The 18,554-nt window shown below is 67.5% G+C and carries 17 protein-coding genes and 1 tRNA gene; 11 read left to right on the top strand and 7 right to left on the bottom strand.

Annotated features, from left to right (window positions below; translation table 11 throughout):
* Window positions 1-21: 21 nt before the first annotated feature.
* Complete coding sequence (locus ACTICP_RS02960) at window positions 22-501, bottom strand: prepilin peptidase (RefSeq protein ID WP_441889342.1); 480 nt, start codon at window positions 499-501, stop codon at window positions 22-24.
* Between the two features lie 124 nt (window positions 502-625).
* On the opposite strand from ACTICP_RS02960, the gene ACTICP_RS02955 reads away from it, so the two are divergent.
* From ACTICP_RS02955 to ACTICP_RS02940, 4 genes are read left to right on the top strand one after another with little or no spacing between them, the layout of a single operon-like run.
* On the top strand, window positions 626-1,345 hold the full coding sequence (locus ACTICP_RS02955) for a hypothetical protein (protein ID WP_441889340.1): 720 nt from the start codon (window positions 626-628) through the stop codon (window positions 1,343-1,345).
* Window positions 1,342-2,904 (top strand): DNA polymerase Y family protein, encoded by a 1,563-nt coding sequence (locus tag ACTICP_RS02950; protein WP_441889338.1) that lies wholly within the window; start codon window positions 1,342-1,344, stop codon window positions 2,902-2,904. Before ACTICP_RS02955 ends, ACTICP_RS02950 begins: the two co-directional genes overlap by 4 nt.
* Entirely contained in the window at window positions 2,904-6,305 is a 3,402-nt protein-coding gene (locus ACTICP_RS02945; RefSeq protein ID WP_441889336.1) for an error-prone DNA polymerase, read from the top strand. Before ACTICP_RS02950 ends, ACTICP_RS02945 begins: the two co-directional genes overlap by 1 nt.
* Before the next feature lie 39 nt (window positions 6,306-6,344).
* Entirely contained in the window at window positions 6,345-7,148 is an 804-nt protein-coding gene (locus ACTICP_RS02940) for an alpha/beta fold hydrolase (protein ID WP_441889334.1), read from the top strand.
* A gap of 58 nt (window positions 7,149-7,206) precedes the next feature.
* Here ACTICP_RS02940 and ACTICP_RS02935 read toward each other — a convergent pair whose 3' ends face one another.
* On the bottom strand, window positions 7,207-7,584 hold the full coding sequence (locus ACTICP_RS02935; RefSeq protein WP_441889332.1) for a hypothetical protein: 378 nt from the start codon (window positions 7,582-7,584) through the stop codon (window positions 7,207-7,209).
* Between the two features lie 129 nt (window positions 7,585-7,713).
* On the opposite strand from ACTICP_RS02935, the gene ACTICP_RS02930 reads away from it, so the two are divergent.
* Entirely contained in the window at window positions 7,714-8,373 is a 660-nt protein-coding gene (locus ACTICP_RS02930) for a DedA family protein (RefSeq protein ID WP_441889330.1), read from the top strand.
* Window positions 8,374-8,388: 15 nt separating this feature from the next.
* Here the strand turns inward: ACTICP_RS02930 and ACTICP_RS02925 are convergent, their stop codons facing one another.
* Window positions 8,389-9,768 carry an FAD-dependent oxidoreductase gene (locus ACTICP_RS02925; RefSeq protein WP_441889328.1) on the bottom strand — a complete coding sequence of 460 codons (1,380 nt, stop codon included), beginning with the start codon at window positions 9,766-9,768 and terminating at the stop codon, window positions 8,389-8,391.
* A gap of 9 nt (window positions 9,769-9,777) precedes the next feature.
* On the bottom strand, window positions 9,778-10,233 hold the full coding sequence (locus tag ACTICP_RS02920; protein ID WP_441889326.1) for a DUF1801 domain-containing protein: 456 nt from the start codon (window positions 10,231-10,233) through the stop codon (window positions 9,778-9,780).
* A gap of 128 nt (window positions 10,234-10,361) precedes the next feature.
* On the opposite strand from ACTICP_RS02920, the gene ACTICP_RS02915 reads away from it, so the two are divergent.
* The 3 genes from ACTICP_RS02915 to ACTICP_RS02905 are packed head-to-tail and all read left to right on the top strand — an operon-like array spanning window position 10,362 to window position 11,940.
* Complete coding sequence (locus ACTICP_RS02915) at window positions 10,362-10,793, top strand: helix-turn-helix transcriptional regulator (RefSeq protein WP_441889324.1); 432 nt, start codon at window positions 10,362-10,364, stop codon at window positions 10,791-10,793.
* A gap of 10 nt (window positions 10,794-10,803) precedes the next feature.
* Window positions 10,804-11,208, top strand: coding sequence for a VOC family protein (locus ACTICP_RS02910; protein WP_441889322.1), 405 nt, complete (start codon window positions 10,804-10,806; stop codon window positions 11,206-11,208).
* Window positions 11,209-11,235: 27 nt separating this feature from the next.
* The gene (locus ACTICP_RS02905) at window positions 11,236-11,940 is read left to right on the top strand and encodes an NADPH-dependent F420 reductase (RefSeq protein WP_441889320.1); all 705 of its coding nucleotides are present in this window, start codon (window positions 11,236-11,238) and stop codon (window positions 11,938-11,940) included.
* Here ACTICP_RS02905 and ACTICP_RS02900 read toward each other — a convergent pair whose 3' ends face one another.
* Window positions 11,941-12,270, bottom strand: coding sequence for a sugar ABC transporter ATPase (locus tag ACTICP_RS02900; protein ID WP_441889318.1), 330 nt, complete (start codon window positions 12,268-12,270; stop codon window positions 11,941-11,943). It abuts the gene before it with no gap.
* A 248-nt stretch (window positions 12,271-12,518) separates the two neighbouring features.
* On the opposite strand from ACTICP_RS02900, the gene ACTICP_RS02895 reads away from it, so the two are divergent.
* On the top strand, window positions 12,519-14,141 hold the full coding sequence (locus ACTICP_RS02895; RefSeq protein WP_441889316.1) for an ATP-binding cassette domain-containing protein: 1,623 nt from the start codon (window positions 12,519-12,521) through the stop codon (window positions 14,139-14,141).
* Window positions 14,142-14,183: 42 nt separating this feature from the next.
* On the opposite strand, the gene ACTICP_RS02890 is transcribed toward ACTICP_RS02895, so the two are convergent.
* Window positions 14,184-14,555 carry a hypothetical protein gene (locus tag ACTICP_RS02890; RefSeq protein ID WP_441889314.1) on the bottom strand — a complete coding sequence of 124 codons (372 nt, stop codon included), beginning with the start codon at window positions 14,553-14,555 and terminating at the stop codon, window positions 14,184-14,186.
* A gap of 108 nt (window positions 14,556-14,663) precedes the next feature.
* On the opposite strand from ACTICP_RS02890, the gene ACTICP_RS02885 reads away from it, so the two are divergent.
* Window positions 14,664-16,781 (top strand): FAD-dependent oxidoreductase, encoded by a 2,118-nt coding sequence (locus ACTICP_RS02885; protein WP_441889312.1) that lies wholly within the window; start codon window positions 14,664-14,666, stop codon window positions 16,779-16,781.
* Window positions 16,782-16,916: 135 nt separating this feature from the next.
* On the opposite strand, the gene ACTICP_RS02880 is transcribed toward ACTICP_RS02885, so the two are convergent.
* Window positions 16,917-16,990, bottom strand: a tRNA-Pro gene (locus ACTICP_RS02880).
* Between the two features lie 591 nt (window positions 16,991-17,581).
* On the opposite strand from ACTICP_RS02880, the gene ACTICP_RS02875 reads away from it, so the two are divergent.
* Window positions 17,582-18,469: a DNA adenine methylase gene (locus ACTICP_RS02875; RefSeq protein ID WP_441889310.1), complete on the top strand. Its 888-nt coding sequence runs from the start codon at window positions 17,582-17,584 to the stop codon at window positions 18,467-18,469.
* Window positions 18,470-18,554 lie beyond the last annotated feature (85 nt).

The raw sequence follows: 18,554 nt of genomic DNA, 5'->3' as shown, positions 1-18,554 counted from the left end.
CCTCTTCGCGATGCTGCCCCCTCACCCGACCGCGATGCCGAGCACGGCGCCGATGATCATCCAGGGCCCGAACGCGATGCGCGTGGATCTGTTCGCCCGCCGGAGCGCCATGAGAGCGAGCGCGTAGAGCGCACCGAGGACGAATGCGGATGCCGCGCCGATCACGAGCACCTGCCAGCCATGCCAGCCCAGCACCAGGCCGATGAGGGCTGCGAGCTTGACGTCTCCTCCGCCGATCCCACCTCCGCTCGTGCCGCGGAGCACGGCGTAGAGAGCGCCGAGGATCAGCATGCCCGCCAGCGCGCCGATCAGGGCGCCGGTGCGCTGCGTCACGAGCGCGTCAGCGCAGGCCAGCACGAGGGATGCCCCCAGGGTCGGCAGCACGATGCGGTTCGGCAGTCGGTGCGTACGTGCATCGATCGCCAGCAGCCAGATACCGATGCCCGCCAGACCCAGGTGCACGACCGTGACGACGATGTCGTACACAGAGACGGAGGGCATGCCCGAAGGTTATGAGAAAAGCGGATGCGGTGATTTCCGCCTGTGGATAACCTCGATGTCCGATGTGCGAATTACGATCAGAACACAGCTTGATTTATTCGTACATAAATTCGAGGATGGATGCATGAGCACCGTGAACACCGCCTCTCGCGCGCAGGAGGTCCATCGCCTGCGCAGCGAGATCTCCCGCATGCAGCGGCGGCGCAGCGACGTGCCCTTTCTTCCGCTCGATCCCGCGTTGGAAGGGCTGCTGCCCGATCCCGGTCTGCGGGTCGGCTCCGCCTACTCCCTCTCCCCCTCTCCGAGTCTGCTGGGAGCGCTGCTGGCCGCACCGTCGCAGAAAGGATCGTGGTGCGCGGTCGTCGGCATGCCCACGCTCGGAGTCGAAGCGATGAGCGATCTCGGCGTCGAGCTCGAGCGCCTCATCCTCGTGCCCGATCCCGGCCCGCGTTGGCTCACCGTCGCGACGGCTCTGTCCGAGGTGATCCCGATCATCGCGGTGCATCCGCGCAGCCGCGTCGCCGACGCCGACATCGCCCGACTCAACGCACGGCTGCGCGATCGCGGCTGCACCCTGCTGGTCACCGCACCCTGGCCGCAGGCCGAGGCGACGATCCGGGTGGAAGAGACCGAGTGGCACGGCCTGGGCTCGGGGTGGGGGCTGCTCTCCGATCGCTCTGTGACGCTGCGGGCCTCGGGGCGCCGGTTCGAGTCCGGCCGCCGGGTGCGCGTGCAGATGCCCACCTCGCTCGGGCGGGTGGGAGCCGCCCCCGCCGCATTGCGGCCGATGGCCGCTCTGCCGACGCCGGCATCTGCTCCTGATCGGCTGGCGGTTGCCGGATGAACGCCCCTCCCCGTCATCTCGTGCTGTGGCTGCCGGACTGGCCGGTCCGGGCGGCACTCGGCACTCCTCCCGGAGACGAGCCGGTCGCGGTCGCGGCGGCGAACACCATCGTCGCCTGCTCGGCGTCGGCGCGCGCCCAGGGGGTGCGGCGCGGACAGCGCCGTCGGCTCGCGCAGACCCGTTCCCCCGGGTTGCGGATCTTCCCCGCCGATCCGCAGCAGGAGCAGCGCATGTTCGTGCCCGTGCTGCGACTGCTCGAAGAGCTCGTGCCCGGCATCCAGCCCCTGCGGCCGGGACTGGTCGCCCTGCGCGCACGCGGTGCCGCCCGCTACTACGGCGGAGAGGAGCAGGCGGCGCTCCATCTCATCGACGCCCTCGCCGACCACACCCATCCCGGAGTCCGAGCGGGGGTCGCCGACGGCCTGTTCACGGCAGAGCAGGCCGCGCGTCTGACCGGACCTGCGTCGTCTGACGCCGCCCCCGTGCGCGTGGTCGAGCCGGGCGCATCGCGCGATTTCCTCGCCCCGCTCCCCGTCCAGGCGCTGGACGATGCGCAGATCACGGCGCTGCTGACGAAGCTCGGTGTGCGCACACTGGCCGATTTCGCAGCACTCGAGGCAGATCTCGTCCGCGACCGGCTCGGCGAGCGTGGTGTGCGTCTGCATGATCTGGCGGGCGGGGCTGATTCGCGACCGCTGGTGCCGCAGGCGCCGGAACCGCAGCTCGCCCGCGAGATCGTGTTCGACGGCCCGCTGACGCAGGCCGAACAGGTCGCCTTCGCGGTACGCCGGACGGCGGATGCCGTCACCGCCGGCCTCGCCGAGCTCTCTCAGGTGTGCACCGAGGTGCGCATCGACCTCACCGACGACGACGGAGCAGTGAACTCACGCGTCTGGATGCACCCCACCTCATTCGAGGCGAGCGACCTGGTCGATCGGGTGCGGTGGCAGCTCGAGGGGCTGGCGGGCGCCTTCGCCGCGACCGAACGGGCCTCCACCGATCGAACCGCCGCCGGCATCCTCGAGGTGCGGATCACGCCCACCCGTGTCGACGACAGCGCGCACCACCAACCGGGGCTGTTCGGGCAGGGTCCGGAGCAGCGGCTGCACCACGCCGTGTCTCGCGTGCAGGCGCTGCTCGGGCATCGCGGTGTGGTCACCCCACAGGTCACCGGCGGGCGCCGGCTCGCCGAGCGGCAGCTGTTCCAGCCCTGGGGCGACAAGACGCCGCACGAGCGCAACGCGACGCTGCCGTGGCCGGGGAGTCTTCCGGCGCCGCTCCCCTCCGAGGTTTTCATCCCGCCGCTGCCCGCCCGGGTGACGGCCGCCGACGGCACCGCCCCGACGGTGGACGAGCGCGGAGCACTGTCGGCACCGCCGGCGCGGATCGAAGATGTCCCCGTGCGCAGTTGGGCGGGGCCGTGGCCGCTGCGGGAGCGAGCGTGGGATGCCGAACGCGCCCGCACGGCGCAGAGATTCCAGATCGTCGACGAATCCCAGCGAGCCTGGCTCGCCATCTGGGAGGACGGATCCTGGTGGGTCGAGGGGCGGTATCGCTGATGGGCTGGCATAACCCGGCGATGCCCTGGAAGGAGCTCGAGCAGACTCTCAGCGGGCGCGGTGCGCCGGAGCCATCGATGACGAGGACAGATCCGGGGCCGGTCAGTCGGCGCCGGAGAGCCGAGCCGCCACCGCCGATCACCCCTCCCGAGAACGCCGTCCCCTACGCCGAACTGCACGCGCATACGTCCTATTCGTTCCTCGACGGCGCCTCGCCGGCCGAGGATCTTCTCGCCGAAGCCGCCCGGCTCGGTCTCAGCGCGCTCGCGATCACCGATCACGACGGCTTCTACGGCGCAGCACGGTTCGCCGAGACGGCCGATCTCATGAAGACTCGCAACCCGGAGATCGATCTGCAGACCATCTTCGGCGCCGAGCTGTCGCTGGATCTGCCCGCGCCGCAGGGCGGGGAGCCCGACCCGGTCGGCGAGCATCTGCTCGTGCTCGCCCGCGGCATGGCGGGGTATCACCGGCTTTCCGGCGCGATCACCCGCGCGCAGCTGCGCGGCGGCGAGAAGGGCCGCCCGGTCTACGATCTCGACGACCTCGCGGCCAGTGCGGACGGGCAGTGGACGATCCTCACCGGGTGCCGCAAGGGCGGAGTCCGCCAGGGGCTGGCGCGCGGAGATGCCGAGACCCCGCTGCGGCGGCTGGTCGACCTGTTCGGGCATGACAGCGTAACCGTCGAGCTGTTCGACCACGGCGATCCGCAGGACTCCCGCCGCAACGACGCCCTCGCCGATCTCGCCGCAGCACACCGGCTCCCCGTCGTCGCGACGAACAATGTGCACTATGCCGCCCCCCACCGCGCCGGGCTCGCCGAGGCGGTCGCTGCGGTGCGCGCGGTGCGCAGCATGGACGATCTGGACGGCTGGCTGCCCGCGCATGGCGCGGCGCATCTGCGCAGCGGGGCCGAGATGACCGAGAGGTTCCGCCGCTACCCCGGCGCGATCGCGCACGGGCTGCGCATCGCCGGGGAGTCGGCGTTCGAGCTGCGCCGCGCCCGTCCGGATCTGCCGTCGCAGAAGGTTCCGGACGGTCACACCCCGATGAGCTGGCTGCGGCATCTGGTGCGCGATGCCGTGCCCACCCGCTATCCGAACCTGGACGATGCCGGCCGAGCGCGCATCGAGCGCGAGCTGAATGTGATCGAGGAGAAGGACTTCCCCGGCTACTTCCTCATCGTGCACGGCATCGTCGCCGAGGCGAAGCGCCGCGGCATCCTCTGTCAGGGCCGGGGGTCGGCAGCGGCGAGCGCGGTCTGCTATCTGCTGGGCATCACCGCCGTCGATCCGATCCTCTACGGGTTGCCGTTCGAGCGGTTCCTCGCCAGCACCCGCGAGGAAGAGCCCGATATCGACGTGGATTTCGACTCCGGTCGTCGCGAGGAGATCATCCAGTGGGTCTACGAGCAGTACGGGCGCGAGCGCGCGGCGCAGGTGGCGAACATCATCCAGTACCGACCGAAGAACGCCGTGCGAGACATGGCGAGGGCACTGGGCTACTCCCCCGGCCAGCAGGATGCCTGGTCGCGTCAGGTCGACGGCTGGGGAGCCGATCTGACGCTCGCGGACGGCCACGACATCCCCGAGACGGTGCTGGAGTATGCCGGCCAGGTGATGAAGGCTCCCCGGCATCTCGGCATCCATTCCGGCGGCATGGTGCTCACCGCACGTCCGGTGGGCGAGGTGGTTCCCCTCGAACATGCCCGGATGGAGAATCGCACGGTCATCCAGTGGGACAAGGACGACGCGGCATGGATGGGGCTGGTGAAGTTCGATCTGCTGGGCCTGGGCATGCTCGCCGCCCTGCAGAACTGCTTCGATCTCATCGCCGCGGCAACCGGTGAGACGTGGAAACTGGAGACGATCCCCAAAGAGGAGGCAGCGGTCTACGACATGCTGTGCCGTGCCGACTCGATCGGGGTGTTCCAAGTGGAGTCCCGGGCACAGATCGGGCTGCTCCCCCGACTGCAGCCGCGGCGCTTCTACGATCTCGCTATCCAGATCGCCCTCATCCGCCCCGGCCCCATCCAGGGCGGCGCCGTGCATCCGTTCGTGCGCCGCAAGATGGGAACCGACACGGTCACCTACCCGCATCCGGTGCTCGAACCGGTGCTGGAGCGCACGATGGGGATTCCGGTGTTCCAGGAGCAGCTCATCCAGATGGCGACGACGATCGGCGACTGCACCGCCGATGAGGCCGATACTCTGCGCCGCGCGATGGGCTCCAAGCGCGGGCTGGAACGGATCGACAGCATCCGCGAGAAGCTGTACACCGGCATGGCGCGGCACGGACTGTCCGACGAGCAGTCCGACCGCATCTACGAGCAGATCCAGGCGTTCGCGCACTTCGGGTTCGCCGAGTCGCACTCGCTGTCTTTCGCGCTGCTGGTCTACGCCAGTTCGTGGCTGAAGCTGCACTATCCGGCCGCGTTCCTCGCCGGGCTCCTGAACGCTCAGCCGATGGGGTTCTACTCCGCCGCCACGCTCACATCCGACGCCAGACGGCACGGTGTGCAGGTGCAGCGACCTGATCTGCACGCCTCGGGTGCTGCGGCATCGCTGGAGCCGCGTGACGATGCCGAAGCAGGCGTCACCGGGCTCGATTCCTGCACCGTGTACGCGCAGCCGACGCCGGGCGAGTTCGACCGTGACGCACCGGACGAGTCGGCAGAGCACCGCCGCGACGGCGCGTTCGCCGTGCGGCTCGGAATCGGCAGCGTGCGCGGGATCGGGATGCCGATGGCGGAGCGCATCGTCGCAGAGCGCGAGGCGAACGGTCCGTACCAGGATCTGCATGATCTGGTGCGGCGGACGGATGCCACGGCCGCACAGTTGGAGGCTCTGGCAACCGCCGGTGCCTTCGAATGCCTCGGGCTGAGCAGACGCGAGGCCGTCTGGCTCGCAGGCTCCGCCGCCGAGGATCGGGCACGCTTCCTCCCTGGCACGACCATGTCTGTGCAGCCGCCGCTGTTCACCGACCAGTCCAGCTACGAGCTGCTGGCCTCTGACCTGTCGGCCACCGGAGTCTCCGTCGACGACCATCCGATGACGCACTTCCGTGCCGCGTTGGCTGATCGCGGAGTGCTCACCGCCGAGCAGCTGCGCGACCACGAGGTCGACAGACGCATCGAGGTGGCGGGCCTGGTCACTCACCGGCAGCGGCCGGCGACGGCATCCGGCATCACGTTCATGAATCTCGAAGACGAGTACGGTCTCGTCAACGTGGTCTGCTCGGCGGGGGTCTGGGGCCGCTACCGCCGTATCGCCCGGGATTCCCCTGCGCTGATCGTGCGCGGCATCCTGGAGCGCTCACCCGAGGGTGTGATCAACGTGCTCGCGGATGCCTTCCAGGATCTGCGCACCGGGCTCGAGCACCGCTCCCGCGACTTCCGGTGAGCGCCCCAGAATCGTGCACGAGCCGCTAGGTTCGAAGACATGGTGCACCTTGCCGAGACGCTCACTCGACCCGGCGCAACACTGCACTATGTTGATTCCGGTGTCGATTCAGGAGGCGATGGTTCCCCCATCGTGTTCACGCACGGCGCCGGTGTGGACCATACGATGTTCGATCCGCAGTTCGCGGCGGCGAGCGAAGCCGGATTCCGCTCGATCAACTGGGACATGCGCGGTCACGGTTCTTCGACCATCGAAGACGGCATCCGTTTTCGCGGCGAGGATGCTCTTGACGATCTCGCCGCCCTGATCGATCACCTCGGGCTCATCCGCCCGACCCTTGTCGGTCATTCCCTCGGTGGCAACCTCGTGCAGGAGTTCGCGCGGCGACGCCCGGATCAGTCGGCACACCTCGTGGTGGTCGACTCGACGTGGAATGCGGGGCCGCTCACCTGGCTGGAGAGAACGAGCCTGCGTCTCGCTGCGCCTCTCCTCGCGCTGATCCCCGCTTCGCGTCTTCCTGGACTGATGGCGACGGCATCCGCCACCACGCCCGACGCGATCGAGTACGCCAGGGACTGCTTCGCGCGGATACCGAAGCAGACGTTCCTCGATGTCTGGCGCGCGACCGTGTCGTTGGTCGGACCTGATGCCGACTATCGATCGCCGGTTCCGCTGACGCTCATCCGTGGCGCGGAGGATCGCACCGGCAACATCGCCACCGCCATGCCGCACTGGGCAGACACCGAAGGCATCGTGGAACATGTCATTCCCGGCGCGGGACACACCGCGCCGCTGGACGCACCCGAAGCGGTCGCCGACGTGCTCCTCACCGCGCTGCGCTGACGCGCCCACCAGAACAGCCGGCTACCAGCCCCGCGGATTCACCCCGCGACGCAGGGCTTCACCAGAATCGCGGCGTTTCCGGCTCGGGGACGCGATCTGCGCCACCCCAGCGGAGTGCTTCGCTCGTGACCGTGGATGCCGCAGCATCCGCCCCGCGAAGCGCGATATCCGCCTCGGCTGCGCCGGGGCCGACCGGGTCGACCAGGAGCGTCGTGCTGACACCGGTACGGACGGGCATGATCGTGCACTCCAGCACCCGACCGACCCAGGTCGCCGCACCGGCGGCCGAGACACCATGCTGATAACGGATTCGGGTCTCCAGATCCGTCACAGTCAGGACCGTGCGCTCACCGTTCTCATTCGCCCGCTCGACCACCTCGACACGGTGGCCGTGCGGGATCGGTGCGGGAATCGCGATGACGATCGTCCTGTCCATGACTACAGCCTACGAACTCGAGTGGTTCGAGGGGTACTGATTCCGTCGACGTCTCGTGCGCGGCGCACGAACGTGAACATCCAGTGTCTCTGCGCAGATCCCCAGACTGGTTCTCCTACGCTGAAGGTCATGGATGCCGGAGCAGAGAACCTCAACGCGATCGCGGCGTGGGCCGTCTCTCTCATGGAAACCCTCGGCGGTGTCGGCGCCGGCGTCGCCATCGCCGCGGAGAATCTGTTCCCGCCGCTGCCGAGCGAGATCATTCTGCCGCTGGCTGGTTTCGCCGCCGCCCAGGGCACGCTCGGGCTGATCGAGGTGCTGATCTGGACGACGATCGGGTCGGTCGTCGGCGCGCTGGCCCTGTACGGCGTCGGGGCGTGGCTCGGGCGCCGACGGATGTACGCGATCGCCCAGCGGATGCCGCTCATCAAGGTCGAGGACGTCGAGCGCACCGAGGCGTGGTTCGACAGGCACGGCTCGAAGGCGGTGTTCTTCGGGCGGATGATCCCGATCTTCCGCAGTCTGATCTCGATTCCGGCCGGCATCGAGCGGATGCCGCTGATGCGGTTCACGCTGCTGACGCTGGCTGGCAGCGCGATCTGGAACACGATCTTCGTGCTGGCCGGTTTCTATCTCGGCGCCAACTGGCACATCGTCGAGGAGTACGCGGGAATCTTCCAGAAGGTCGTCATCGCCGTCGTCGTGATCGCGGTCGTGGCCTGGATCGTCCTCCGCATACGCCAGGTGCGGCGCAATCGGGCCGCCGACGAGAGCGTCGCCGTCGACTGATCGAAATGGCGGGGTTCAACCGGTCAGCGGCTGCGCAGCGGCGAGTACCTCGTTGAGCGCCTCCGTGCTCGACGGATGGGTCCAGATACTGTCTCGCAGCTCGCTCGCCGTCACTCCCTGACGCATGGCGAGGGCGATGAGGTTGATCACCTCTTGCGCATCGATCGAGAACACGGTGGCGCCCAGGACCAGATCGGTGTCGGCATCGATGAGCACCTTGATCAGGCCATGGGTCTCGCCGACGATCTTCGGGCGCGGCATCGCGGCGATGTCGGCGACGGCCTTCGCGGCGACGACGACGTTCTGCCCGCTCGTACGCGCCTCCGCTTCGTTCATCCCGACGCGGGCGAGCGGCGGGGTGAGGAAGACGGTGTACGGCACGGCGACCCGATCGGCTGTCGATCGACGCCCCGCACCGCTGAGCTGGTCCATGACGATCCGGTTGTCGTCGAGCGAGATGTAGGTGAATTGGGGCCCGCCGTTGACGTCTCCGACGGCGAAGATGTGCTCCGCCGCGGTGCGCAGTCCGTCGTCGACGACGATGAAGCCGCGCTCGTCGACCTCCACACCGGCGGCACCGAGGTTCAGGTCGTCGGTGACTGGTCGCCGACCGACCGCGACCAGCACGGCATCTGCGGTGAGTTCGCGCGTCTCGTCGCCGATGGCGGCCTCGACGACCGCACTGTCCACACTGTCTCGAACGCTTCGGACATCGGCGCCCAGGATGATCTGCACCCCGGACTCCTCGAGCAGTGACCGCACGGCGTCCACCACATCGCGGTCCTCGTTCTTGAGGAAGGTCCCGCCGTGGTCGAGCAGCGTCACCCGAGAACCGAAACTCGCGAACATGGCTGCGAACTCCAGCCCGACGTAGCCGCCGCCGACGATGACGAGGCGCTCCGGCAGCGGGTCGATGTGCTGGATCGTCGTCGAATCGAACACCCGCGCGCTCTCGACGTCGAACATCGGCGCCGCTGGAACCGTCCCGATGTTGACGACGATCGACTGGGCATGGATGCTGAGGCGGTCCGTGCCGGCGGTCACCTCGACGTCGTGCGGACCGGTGAATTCGGCTCTGCCGTCGATGAGGGTGATCGTTTCGACGTCGGCGAGCATGGCATGGTTGCGCGCCCGAAGCTTCTCGGTGAGAGCGTCACGTCCGGCGACGGCATCCGTGAACCACGCCTGCGGATCATCCTCTGCACGACGTCGAGCGGCGCTGTGCACGAGGTCCTTGGTCGGCACGCAGGCGACGTTGATGCAGCTTCCGCCGTACATCGAGGCGGACTGCTCCACGAGCGCGACCGTGCGCCCCTGCTTCCCCACGGCTCCGGCGAGCGTCTTGCCGCCCTTGCCCCAGCCGATGACCAGCACGTCGACGTCGATATCTGCCATGACAGCACCCTACGACGCGTCACCCGCCGCGCGCTCGACGATCTCCGCCAGCTGCTCCCAGGCCTTCTCGGTCGGGTCGATGAGCGCATACGAGGTGGGCCAGAAACCGCTCGGCGCGTCGAGCGCCGCCTGCGCACTGACCCCGAATGTCGAGTACCGCTCCTTGTCCATCTGTCCACTGCGGAAGAACACGACGACCTTGCCGCCGCGCGCATAACCGGGCTGCCCGTAGTAGAGCTTCGGCGCGAGGCTGGGCGCGACCCTCGCCACGATCTGATGCACGCGCTCTGCCATCTCTCGGTCACCGTCCGGCATTTGCGCGATCTTCGCGAGCAGTTCGGCCTCCTCGGCCGCCGCCTTCTCGGCGCCCTTGGCGCGCTTCGCCTCGGCTTTGAGCTCGGCGGCGCGCTCCTTCATCGACTGCCGCTCCTGTGCGGAGAATCCTCCGGCATCGCTCTTCGTCATGAGTGCATCTCCTTCACGGGGCTTGTGGCGTCCACGCTATCGGTGGCCTCCACCCCGGCACTTCTCGATTCCTGACCGGTTCGGCACACGGCATCCAAGGGTGCACACGATGGTGTCAGGATGGACGCATGGCGGACGCGAACACCCGGGCGGACATCACTGTCATGCGCCGCGTGCGCGATCGGATCGACCGCGAGTTCGCGCATCCGCTCAACATCGAAGTCCTCGCCCGGGGCGTGCACATGTCTGCGGGGCATCTCAGTCGCGAGTTCCGACGCATCTATGGCGAACCGCCGTACTCGTATCTGATGACGAGACGGATCGAGCGCGCCATGACGTTGCTGCGCCGCGGCGATCTCAGCGTGACCGATATCTGCTTCGCGGTGGGCTTCTCGTCGCTCGGCACCTTCAGCTCCCGATTCTCCGAACTCGTCGGGGTGTCACCGAGCAGCTACCGCGACGACCCGTCCCATTCGGTCGAGGGCATCCCGCCGTGCTTGGCGAAGCAGGTGACCAGACCGGTCAGGAATCGAGAAGCGCAGCCGACAGCATCCGCCTAACGTTGCCTGCATGAACATCAACATCCACTACGCGTTCCTGCCCCACACCGACGCCGAAGCGGCGCTCGGCTTCTACCGCGACCTGCTCGGTTTCGAGGTGCGCAATGACGTCGGCTATGAGGACATGCGCTGGATCACGGTGGCGCCTGAGGGCAGCTCGACCTCGATCGTGCTGACTCCTCCGGCCGTCGACCCGGGCATCACCGACGAGGAGCGCGAGACGATCATGAACCTCATCGCCAAGGGCGTCTACGGCGCTGTGACGCTCGCCACCGACGATCTCGACGCGCTGTTCGAGCGGCTGGAGGCCGCTGAAGCGGACATCGTCCAGGAGCCGACCGATCAGGACTACGGCGTGCGCGACTGCGCGTTCCGGGACCCCGCCGGCAATCTCATCCGGGTCAACCAGCTCTGAGGACCGACGCGGCCGTACGATGGCCCCGTGGAGACCCCGCACAGGATTCAGACGCTCGGCATCCTCGGCGCCGGCCGCGTCGGCACGGTGCTCGCTCGGCTCGCCGAGAGGGCAGGACTGCGCGTCCTCATCGCGCGCTCGGGCGACCCGGCGCCGATCGCCCAGCGCATGCGCGCGATCGGGGCGACGGCCGCATCGACCGCGGCGGTGATCGAGGAGTCGGATGCTGTCGTCCTCGCGCTCCCGCTCGGGAAGTACCGGATGCTGCCCGCCGAGACGCTGCGCGGCAAACTCGTCATCGACGCCATGAACTACTGGTGGGCAACCGACGGCATCCGCGACGATCTGAGTGATCCGCGCACGTCGACCAGCGAGCTCGTGCAGGCCCACCTTTCCGACGCACGCGTGGTGAAGGCGCTGAGTCATATGGGGTACGAGGATCTCGAGGACGAAGCACGGCCGGCCGGCGCGCCGGAGCGCAAGGCGATCGCGGTCGCCGGTGACGATGCCGACGATGTCGCGGTCGTCTCGGCGCTCGTCGATGCGCTCGGCTTCGATCCGGTCCACGCCGGTTCCCTCGCTGTGGGAATCATGCTCGAGCCGGGCGCCGAGGCGTTCGGCGCCGACGTGGATGCCGACGAGTTGCGCGCCATGCTCGACCGGTTCTGGGACTCTCAGCGCGGCATCGTCGTGGCGCGGACCCGCCGCGGTCGCCCCTCGTACGACTGCTGATCAGAGATCCTCTGGCGCGAGGTCGCCCTGCCCTTCTTCTCCGAGCTCCGCATCGACGGGTTCATCGCCCTGTGTATCGGGCTCCGCTCCCGGAGCCGGCAGGTCTTCGAACGGCACTTCGTCCTCCGGGTCAGGGATCTCATCCGGATCACGTCCGGTCGCCGTCGCGGGCACCGTGCCGTCGCCCGCTTCAGCGACACGGGTCCGGTCCCATTCCGCCTGGGCGGCGTCGTCATTCGCATCGTCGGTCGTGGTCGCATCGCCGTCACGAAGCGGTTGCATCTCTTCATCGTCTCCGGCGTCGGAGATCGCGCCCGATGTCGATTCCATGAGTCCTCCTTCGGCTCGGTCGTCAGGACGGGATGCTCCGCCCTGATCTGCAATCTTCAGCGGCGCGATGCGCATCGAACAGGGGGTTGACTCTCTTCGATCTCACAGCGCACGGCTGTTAGCCTGGATTCGTGCATCTCTACTTCCTGTGATCTGAGCCAACCGTCCCGCCTACTGGCCGCGGACGGTCCTTCGCGTATCTGCGCGCCGTGGGCGGCGCGCCCGCACTCAGACTCATTGGAATCACCATGCCTCTCACGCTTCCCATGCCTGCGCGCGCGCAGGCACAATTGTCCGGTTCCGGCATCCACGTCACCCGTTCCGGACGCCCGGTGCTCACCGACGTCGACATGCTCGTCACTCCGCAGTCGCGATGGGGTGTCGTCGGCGAGAACGGTCGCGGCAAGTCGACCCTGTTGCACGTTCTCGCCGGAACCCTGACTCCGGATGCCGGAACCATCCGCCGGCACGGCACTCTCGGAGTGGCGGAGCAGTCGCTGCCGATTCACGACGACCGTACGGTCGGCGATGTGATCGACATCGAGCTCGCCACAGCCCATGCCGCGGTCGCGGCGCTGGATGCCACCGCCTCCGACCTCTCCCATGAACGCGAGGGAGCTGCCGAGGCCTTCGCCGATGCGCTGACAGCTGCGGAGCAGCTCGACGCTTGGGATGCCGACAGGCGCGTCGACATCGCCCTCGAAGCCCTCGGCGCCGAGACGAACCGCGACCGGCCGCTGTCGACGCTGTCGGTCGGTCAGCGGTACCGGGTGCGTCTGGCGTGTCTGCTCGGCGCGGAGCACGATTTCTTGTTGCTGGATGAGCCGACCAATCATCTCGATGCTGACGGGCTCGCGTTCCTCACCAGCTCGCTGCGCGCCCACCGCGGCGGCGTCGTGCTCGTCAGCCATGATCGGGCGCTGCTGTCCGACGTCGCCACCACGATCCTCGATCTCGACCCCAGCATCGATGACCGTCCTCGCGTCTACGGCGGCGGGTACGAGACGTACCGCGAAGGACGCGAGTCGGAGTGGGAACGCTGGGTGGCCGAGTACGAGCAGCAGCGCGCCGATCACGCCCGCCTCACGCAAGACCTCTCCGAAGCACAGAATCGTCTCGTGTCGGGGTGGCGGCCCCCGAAGGGCACCGGGAAGCATCAGCGAGCGACGCGCGCGCCGGCTCTCGTCCGTTCGGTGCACCGCCGTCGAGACGACCTCGAGAAGCACGCGATCACGGTGCCCGATCCGCCCCTGCGGTTCCGGATGCCCGAGCTCCCGGCACGTCCGGGGACGGCGTTCGTGCGCGCCGAGGCCGTGCAGGTCGCCGACCGATTGAGGGGGCCGGTCTCGCTGACCGTCGAATCGGGCGATCGACTCGTGATCGCCGGCCCGAACGGCGCCGGGAAGTCCAGCCTTCTTGCCGTGCTCGAAGGGTCGCTGGAGCCGACCGACGGAACGGTGCGCCGCGCCCGCACGGCTCGGCTGCGGCTGCTTTCGCAGGAGTCGATGCGCGAGAGCGACCGGAGCGTCCACGATCTCTTCGAGACGCAGCTCGAGCAGACGCGCCGTGATGCCGGTGCGGGCGAGAGCCCGTCGCTCTCCTCGCTCGGACTGCTCAGTTCGGCGGACCGCCGACGGCCGTTCTCCGCGCTGTCGATGGGCCAGCAGCGCCGCGTCGACCTCGCCTTGGCGCTGGCGGCGCGTCCGCACGTGCTGCTGCTCGACGAGCCGACCAACCACCTCTCGATCACGCTGGTCGACGAGCTGACCGAGGCACTGGAGGTCACCGCAGCCGCGGTCGTCGTCGCCACCCACGATCGGCAGATGCGCCGCGATCTCGCGGCCTGGCCGCAGCTCAGGCTGACCGGTTGACGGCGGACGCGTTCAGTCTGACGGTTCAGAGCCTGGGTGGCTTCAATCACAGAAGGCTGAGAGCGAGTCCTTGAGCTGATCGATCGCCTCAATCGTCTCGGGTGCCTGCAGATCGCTCAGCCCGCTGATCTGCTGCGCACCCGACTCGATGAGATCACCGAGCTGTCCGTCGACATCTTCCGCGAGCGTATCGAGTGTCGTGACGAGCTCGTCGCGAGCGGAGTCGACCTGCTCGGCCGATGCGCCACCCTGATCGAGCAGCGTCTGGTACTGCGCGTAGGCGTCGTCGATCGTTGTACAGGTCTCCTGGACATCGACGCCGAGGGCATCACCGGCGACCTGAGCCACCTGCGAGCAGCCCGCGACGAGGAGGCCTGCGGCAAGGACGAGTGGAACGAAAACGATGCGACGCATGCTCCGAGGGTAGCGAAACCACATATGAGGCACCCTGAGGGCCCGTACGGGTGCGAAAGAGTGAGTGTATACTCACTCACACGTGTACGTGCTTGAGAGGAACGGCTGATGGATGCAGACGCGATCGTGGTCGGCAGCGGGTTCGGCGGAGCGGTCGCCGCTGCGCGACTCGCCCAGGCCGGTTTCGACGTCGTCGTGCTCGAACGGGGTCGACGATGGGAGCTCGGATCCTTCCCCCGCAGCGCGAGCCTCGACGAAGGATGGCTGTGGCAGAAGGACCACGGCCTGTACGACATCCGCTGGCTCGACGGAATGGCATCGGTTCAGGGTGCCGGGTGGGGCGGCGGCTCCCTCGTCTACGCGAATGTATTCGCACGCCCCTCCGACGCAGCACTCCCCGAGCGCTGGCCGCAACACCTGCGCCGGGCGGGGCTCGATCCGTATTACGACCTCGCCGCACACATGATCGGCATCGACCGGCCGGGACTCGACCCGCGAACCGGTCGCCTGCCCGCTCGCACCCGGGCAGTGGAGACGATGATGTCGGCCTCCGACATCCGCGAGGCGGTCGTGCGCCCGAATCTCGCGGTGACCTTCGGTGACCCCGACGCGTGGCACGACAACAGGCACGGTGTGCCGCGCCGCGGTTGCGCATTCGTCGGCGAATGCGTGCTCGGCTGCAACCACGGCGCGAAGAACACTCTCGATACGTCGTATCTCGCCATCGCCGAGGCTGCGGGCGCTCGGGCCGTGACAGACGCAGAGGTGACCGGCATCCGTCCTGTTCCCGGCGGTTACGCAGTCACCAGCAGGAAACCGTCCGATCCCAATACGGCGACGAGGGACTGGCATGCTCCCCGCGTCTTCCTCGCCGCCGGAGCGGTCGCGACGACCGAGCTGCTGCTGCGCGCCCGCGACGTCGACCGCACCCTCCCCAGCCTCTCGGCGCGGCTCGGAACCGGGTTCTCGGGCAACGGCGACTATCTCGCCGTCGCGAATCTGCCCCGTGCAGAAGGAGATATGACCACCGGGCCCACCATCACGACGACCACCGTGCTCGACGTGCCTGAGGGGCGCGACTCGGTGTGGTTCCAGGTGCAGGACGGCGCATATCCCCCATCTCTCGGACGCCTCATCGACGAGATGCTGCCCGCCCGCGGCATCCGCCGGGCTTGGCGACGATGGCGAGGGATCGATCCGCGTCACCGGTTCGCGGTACTCGCGATGGGTCAGGATGCCGCCGAGGGGAAGCTGCATCTGGACAAGCACGGCCGGGCGGCACTGGCCTGGCGCAACCGTTGGCAGGCGCACCTGTATCGTGCGCAAGGCCGGGTCGGTCCGGTGATCGCCCGGGGCCTTGGAGCGCGTGTCGCTGCTCCGCTCTCGTGGTCGCTGTTCCGCCGCTCCGTCACGGTGCACGCGCTCGGCGGGGTGCCGACTGGCGGCAGCACTGCCGAGGGTGTGGTCGACGATGTCGGGCAGCTCCACGGGTACGACGGCCTCTACGTCGTGGACGGTGCAGCGATTCCGGCGGCGACCGGCGTGAACCCCTCGGCGACGATTCTGGCCGCCGCCGAGCGGGCGCTCGAACACATCATCCGAGACGCCGGCCACGACGACTGGCGCGCGCCGGAATGGCCCGAGGTCAGCCCGGCGCCCGTCCCAGAGGATGCCGCGTTCGCGTTCATGGCACGACGACGCGCGTCCACGGCCGGGAACGGCGTCACCTTCGCCGAGCGGATGCGGGATCGCACCGGCACCGCGCTCACACTGACCGCACGGATTCCCTCCATCGACCGCTTCCTCGCGGACCCCGCCCACGCGATCTCGGTCTCGGGATCGCTCGCGCGGGCGGTTGCGGCACCGCTTGCCGTGGACGGCACCCTCTCGTTGTTTCCGAACGGCCGGCCAGAGGCGATGGTCTACACGCTGCGCGGGCTCAGCGACGGCGCACCGCTCATCACGGGCGTGAAGATCATGCGAGGGCGAACGCCGTGGGGGCTGGTGCGCGGACTCACCACGCTGCGCACCACGATCTCGAGCGGGTCCGGTTCTGCCGCTCGTGAGGAGCGTGTGCTCCTCAACTTCACGCCGCGTGACCTCGCGCGCCTGTTCCTCTCGATGCGCGGCCAGGGATTCACCGGACCGCGACGGGCGCGAGCGCTCGCCCGGTTCGCCTGGTTCTTCGCAGCATCCGCCCTGCATCGGGGGTGGAGCCCCGCGTGAATGCGATGGCGTGCCAGGCCGCAATCGACGCCATCCACACGTTTATGCCGATAAGTCGCCGATAACCCGCGCTTCCCGAACATGCAGAAGGCCCGGGAAACTCTTGCGAGATTCCCGGGCCTAGATCTGTTTCTGTCGGGCTGACAGGATTTGAACCTGCGACCCCTTGACCCCCAGTCAAGTGCGCTACCAAGCTGCGCCACAGCCCGTGGCATTGTTTTTCAGTTGTTTGGGCCGACCGAAGAGTGGTAAACCACTTAACCCCCAGGTAGACGGTTCAGGCCGAATCCTTGATTTTCCGGGCTTCTCTGCCCCTCGAACGGCCCTATTTCACGTCATGGATTGCATGGCTTGCATGCATCAGGTCCCGGCCAGGTCCCGGCTCTTGGTAGTCGCCGACAACCTCGTCGAGTTTACGTGGGGTTTATCGAAGCACGCGTCCAGCACCCCCTACCCGCATCAGGCACGACTCAGAGGCCCGTCGCGTTGACCCCACAGTTCCCTCGCCCTATATGCCACCGCGCCGTGGAAGCGCGGACCGAAAACTGAGAGAGCCAGCGCGTCGTTTCCGCGGACTGCTTGTGTAACAGTTAGTATTTGTTACGTGGCAGACCTCGAGAAGATGTCTTCAGGCGAACTGACTCTGCTCGGCGGACAGCTTCGATCGGAACACTTGCGGCGGCGGGGCTCATATCAGCGCTGCCTGCACTGCGGTACTGAGTGGCTCGCACGGCGCGGAGCCCTCTACTGTTCAGCGCGGTGCCGTGTGTCGGCGTTCCGGGCGCGAAAGGAGCTGAGTCATGACTGAATCGGTAAAGATCAGAGCCTCCCGTCGGTACGGCACGCTCTCCCCGTTGCGCTACCCCGGAGGTAAAGCGGCGCTCGCCGGTCTGTTCGCGGACCTGATTGAAAGCCTCGGCATGTCAGACCCCACCTACATCGAGCCTTACGCGGGCGGAGCTGGCGCAGGCGTTGCATTGCTTCGAGAAGGGCTGATCTCAAAACTCGTCATCAACGACTTTGACCCGACCGTCCACGCGTTCTGGAGCGCTATCACCACCCACACCGAAGCCTTCATCAAACTGATCGAGACCACCCCGCTCACGATCGATGAATGGCAGCGGCAACGCCTGATCTACAAGCAAGCTGACGTTTCGAATCCGCTAGATCTAGGGTTTGCCTTCTTCTATCTGAATCGCACCAACCGCTCAGGCGTGTTAACTGGTGGAGTTATCGGAGGGCAAGCGCAAACTGGCAATTACAAGATCGATGCCCGTTTCAACCGATCTACTCTGATCGATCGAGTGTCGGCGATAGGCGAGTTGCGAGACAGCATTTCTGTTACATCGATTGATGGCCGAAGCGTGATACTTCAATACTCGTCAGACTCCAACGCCTTCATGTACATCGATCCCCCCTATGTGCGAGCCGGTTCACGCCTATATCTGAATGCCTTCGAGCATCGTGATCACCGCGCACTCGCCCGCATCGTCGATACCATCGACAAGGCACAGTGGCTCATGACCTACGATGTCTCTCCACTGATCGAGGATCTGTACAAGCACCATTTCATGTGCCGCTACGAACTGAACTATTCAGCGCGTCATCCGGGCGCTTCGGACGAGCTGCTGATCGCTTCACCAGACATCGCTCACACGCTTACGCTGCTGCAGAATCTAGTGGCTTGAGCATGAACTGGATGATCGGTTCGACTTGCTGGGTCTGTCCGTTCCTTTGTGTACGGGGCTTCGGCTTAGTTGATTCCTAGGCGGT

This window comes from Microbacterium sp., assembly GCF_052102115.1.
In the GTDB taxonomy this organism is placed as follows: Bacteria; Actinomycetota; Actinomycetes; order Actinomycetales; family Microbacteriaceae; genus Microbacterium.
Note: the sequence above shows the minus strand (reverse complement) of the source record. Positions and strands in the feature narration are given on the sequence as shown.

What these genes read in the sequence shown, in the direction of transcription:
- ACTICP_RS02960 (WP_441889342.1), bottom strand. Translation starts at nt 501, where the DNA reads ATGCCCTCCGTCTCTGTGTACGACATCGTCGTCACGGTCGTGCACCTG.
- ACTICP_RS02955 (WP_441889340.1), top strand. Translation starts at nt 626, where the DNA reads ATGAGCACCGTGAACACCGCCTCTCGCGCGCAGGAGGTCCATCGCCTG.
- ACTICP_RS02950 (WP_441889338.1), top strand. Translation starts at nt 1,342, where the DNA reads ATGAACGCCCCTCCCCGTCATCTCGTGCTGTGGCTGCCGGACTGGCCG.
- ACTICP_RS02945 (WP_441889336.1), top strand. Translation starts at nt 2,904, where the DNA reads ATGGGCTGGCATAACCCGGCGATGCCCTGGAAGGAGCTCGAGCAGACT.
- ACTICP_RS02940 (WP_441889334.1), top strand. Translation starts at nt 6,345, where the DNA reads ATGGTGCACCTTGCCGAGACGCTCACTCGACCCGGCGCAACACTGCAC.
- ACTICP_RS02935 (WP_441889332.1), bottom strand. Translation starts at nt 7,584, where the DNA reads ATGGACAGGACGATCGTCATCGCGATTCCCGCACCGATCCCGCACGGC.
- ACTICP_RS02930 (WP_441889330.1), top strand. Translation starts at nt 7,714, where the DNA reads ATGGATGCCGGAGCAGAGAACCTCAACGCGATCGCGGCGTGGGCCGTC.
- ACTICP_RS02925 (WP_441889328.1), bottom strand. Translation starts at nt 9,768, where the DNA reads ATGGCAGATATCGACGTCGACGTGCTGGTCATCGGCTGGGGCAAGGGC.
- ACTICP_RS02920 (WP_441889326.1), bottom strand. Translation starts at nt 10,233, where the DNA reads ATGACGAAGAGCGATGCCGGAGGATTCTCCGCACAGGAGCGGCAGTCG.
- ACTICP_RS02915 (WP_441889324.1), top strand. Translation starts at nt 10,362, where the DNA reads ATGGCGGACGCGAACACCCGGGCGGACATCACTGTCATGCGCCGCGTG.
- ACTICP_RS02910 (WP_441889322.1), top strand. Translation starts at nt 10,804, where the DNA reads ATGAACATCAACATCCACTACGCGTTCCTGCCCCACACCGACGCCGAA.
- ACTICP_RS02900 (WP_441889318.1), bottom strand. Translation starts at nt 12,270, where the DNA reads ATGGAATCGACATCGGGCGCGATCTCCGACGCCGGAGACGATGAAGAG.
- ACTICP_RS02895 (WP_441889316.1), top strand. Translation starts at nt 12,519, where the DNA reads ATGCCTCTCACGCTTCCCATGCCTGCGCGCGCGCAGGCACAATTGTCC.
- ACTICP_RS02890 (WP_441889314.1), bottom strand. Translation starts at nt 14,555, where the DNA reads ATGCGTCGCATCGTTTTCGTTCCACTCGTCCTTGCCGCAGGCCTCCTC.
- ACTICP_RS02885 (WP_441889312.1), top strand. Translation starts at nt 14,664, where the DNA reads ATGGATGCAGACGCGATCGTGGTCGGCAGCGGGTTCGGCGGAGCGGTC.
- ACTICP_RS02875 (WP_441889310.1), top strand. Translation starts at nt 17,582, where the DNA reads ATGACTGAATCGGTAAAGATCAGAGCCTCCCGTCGGTACGGCACGCTC.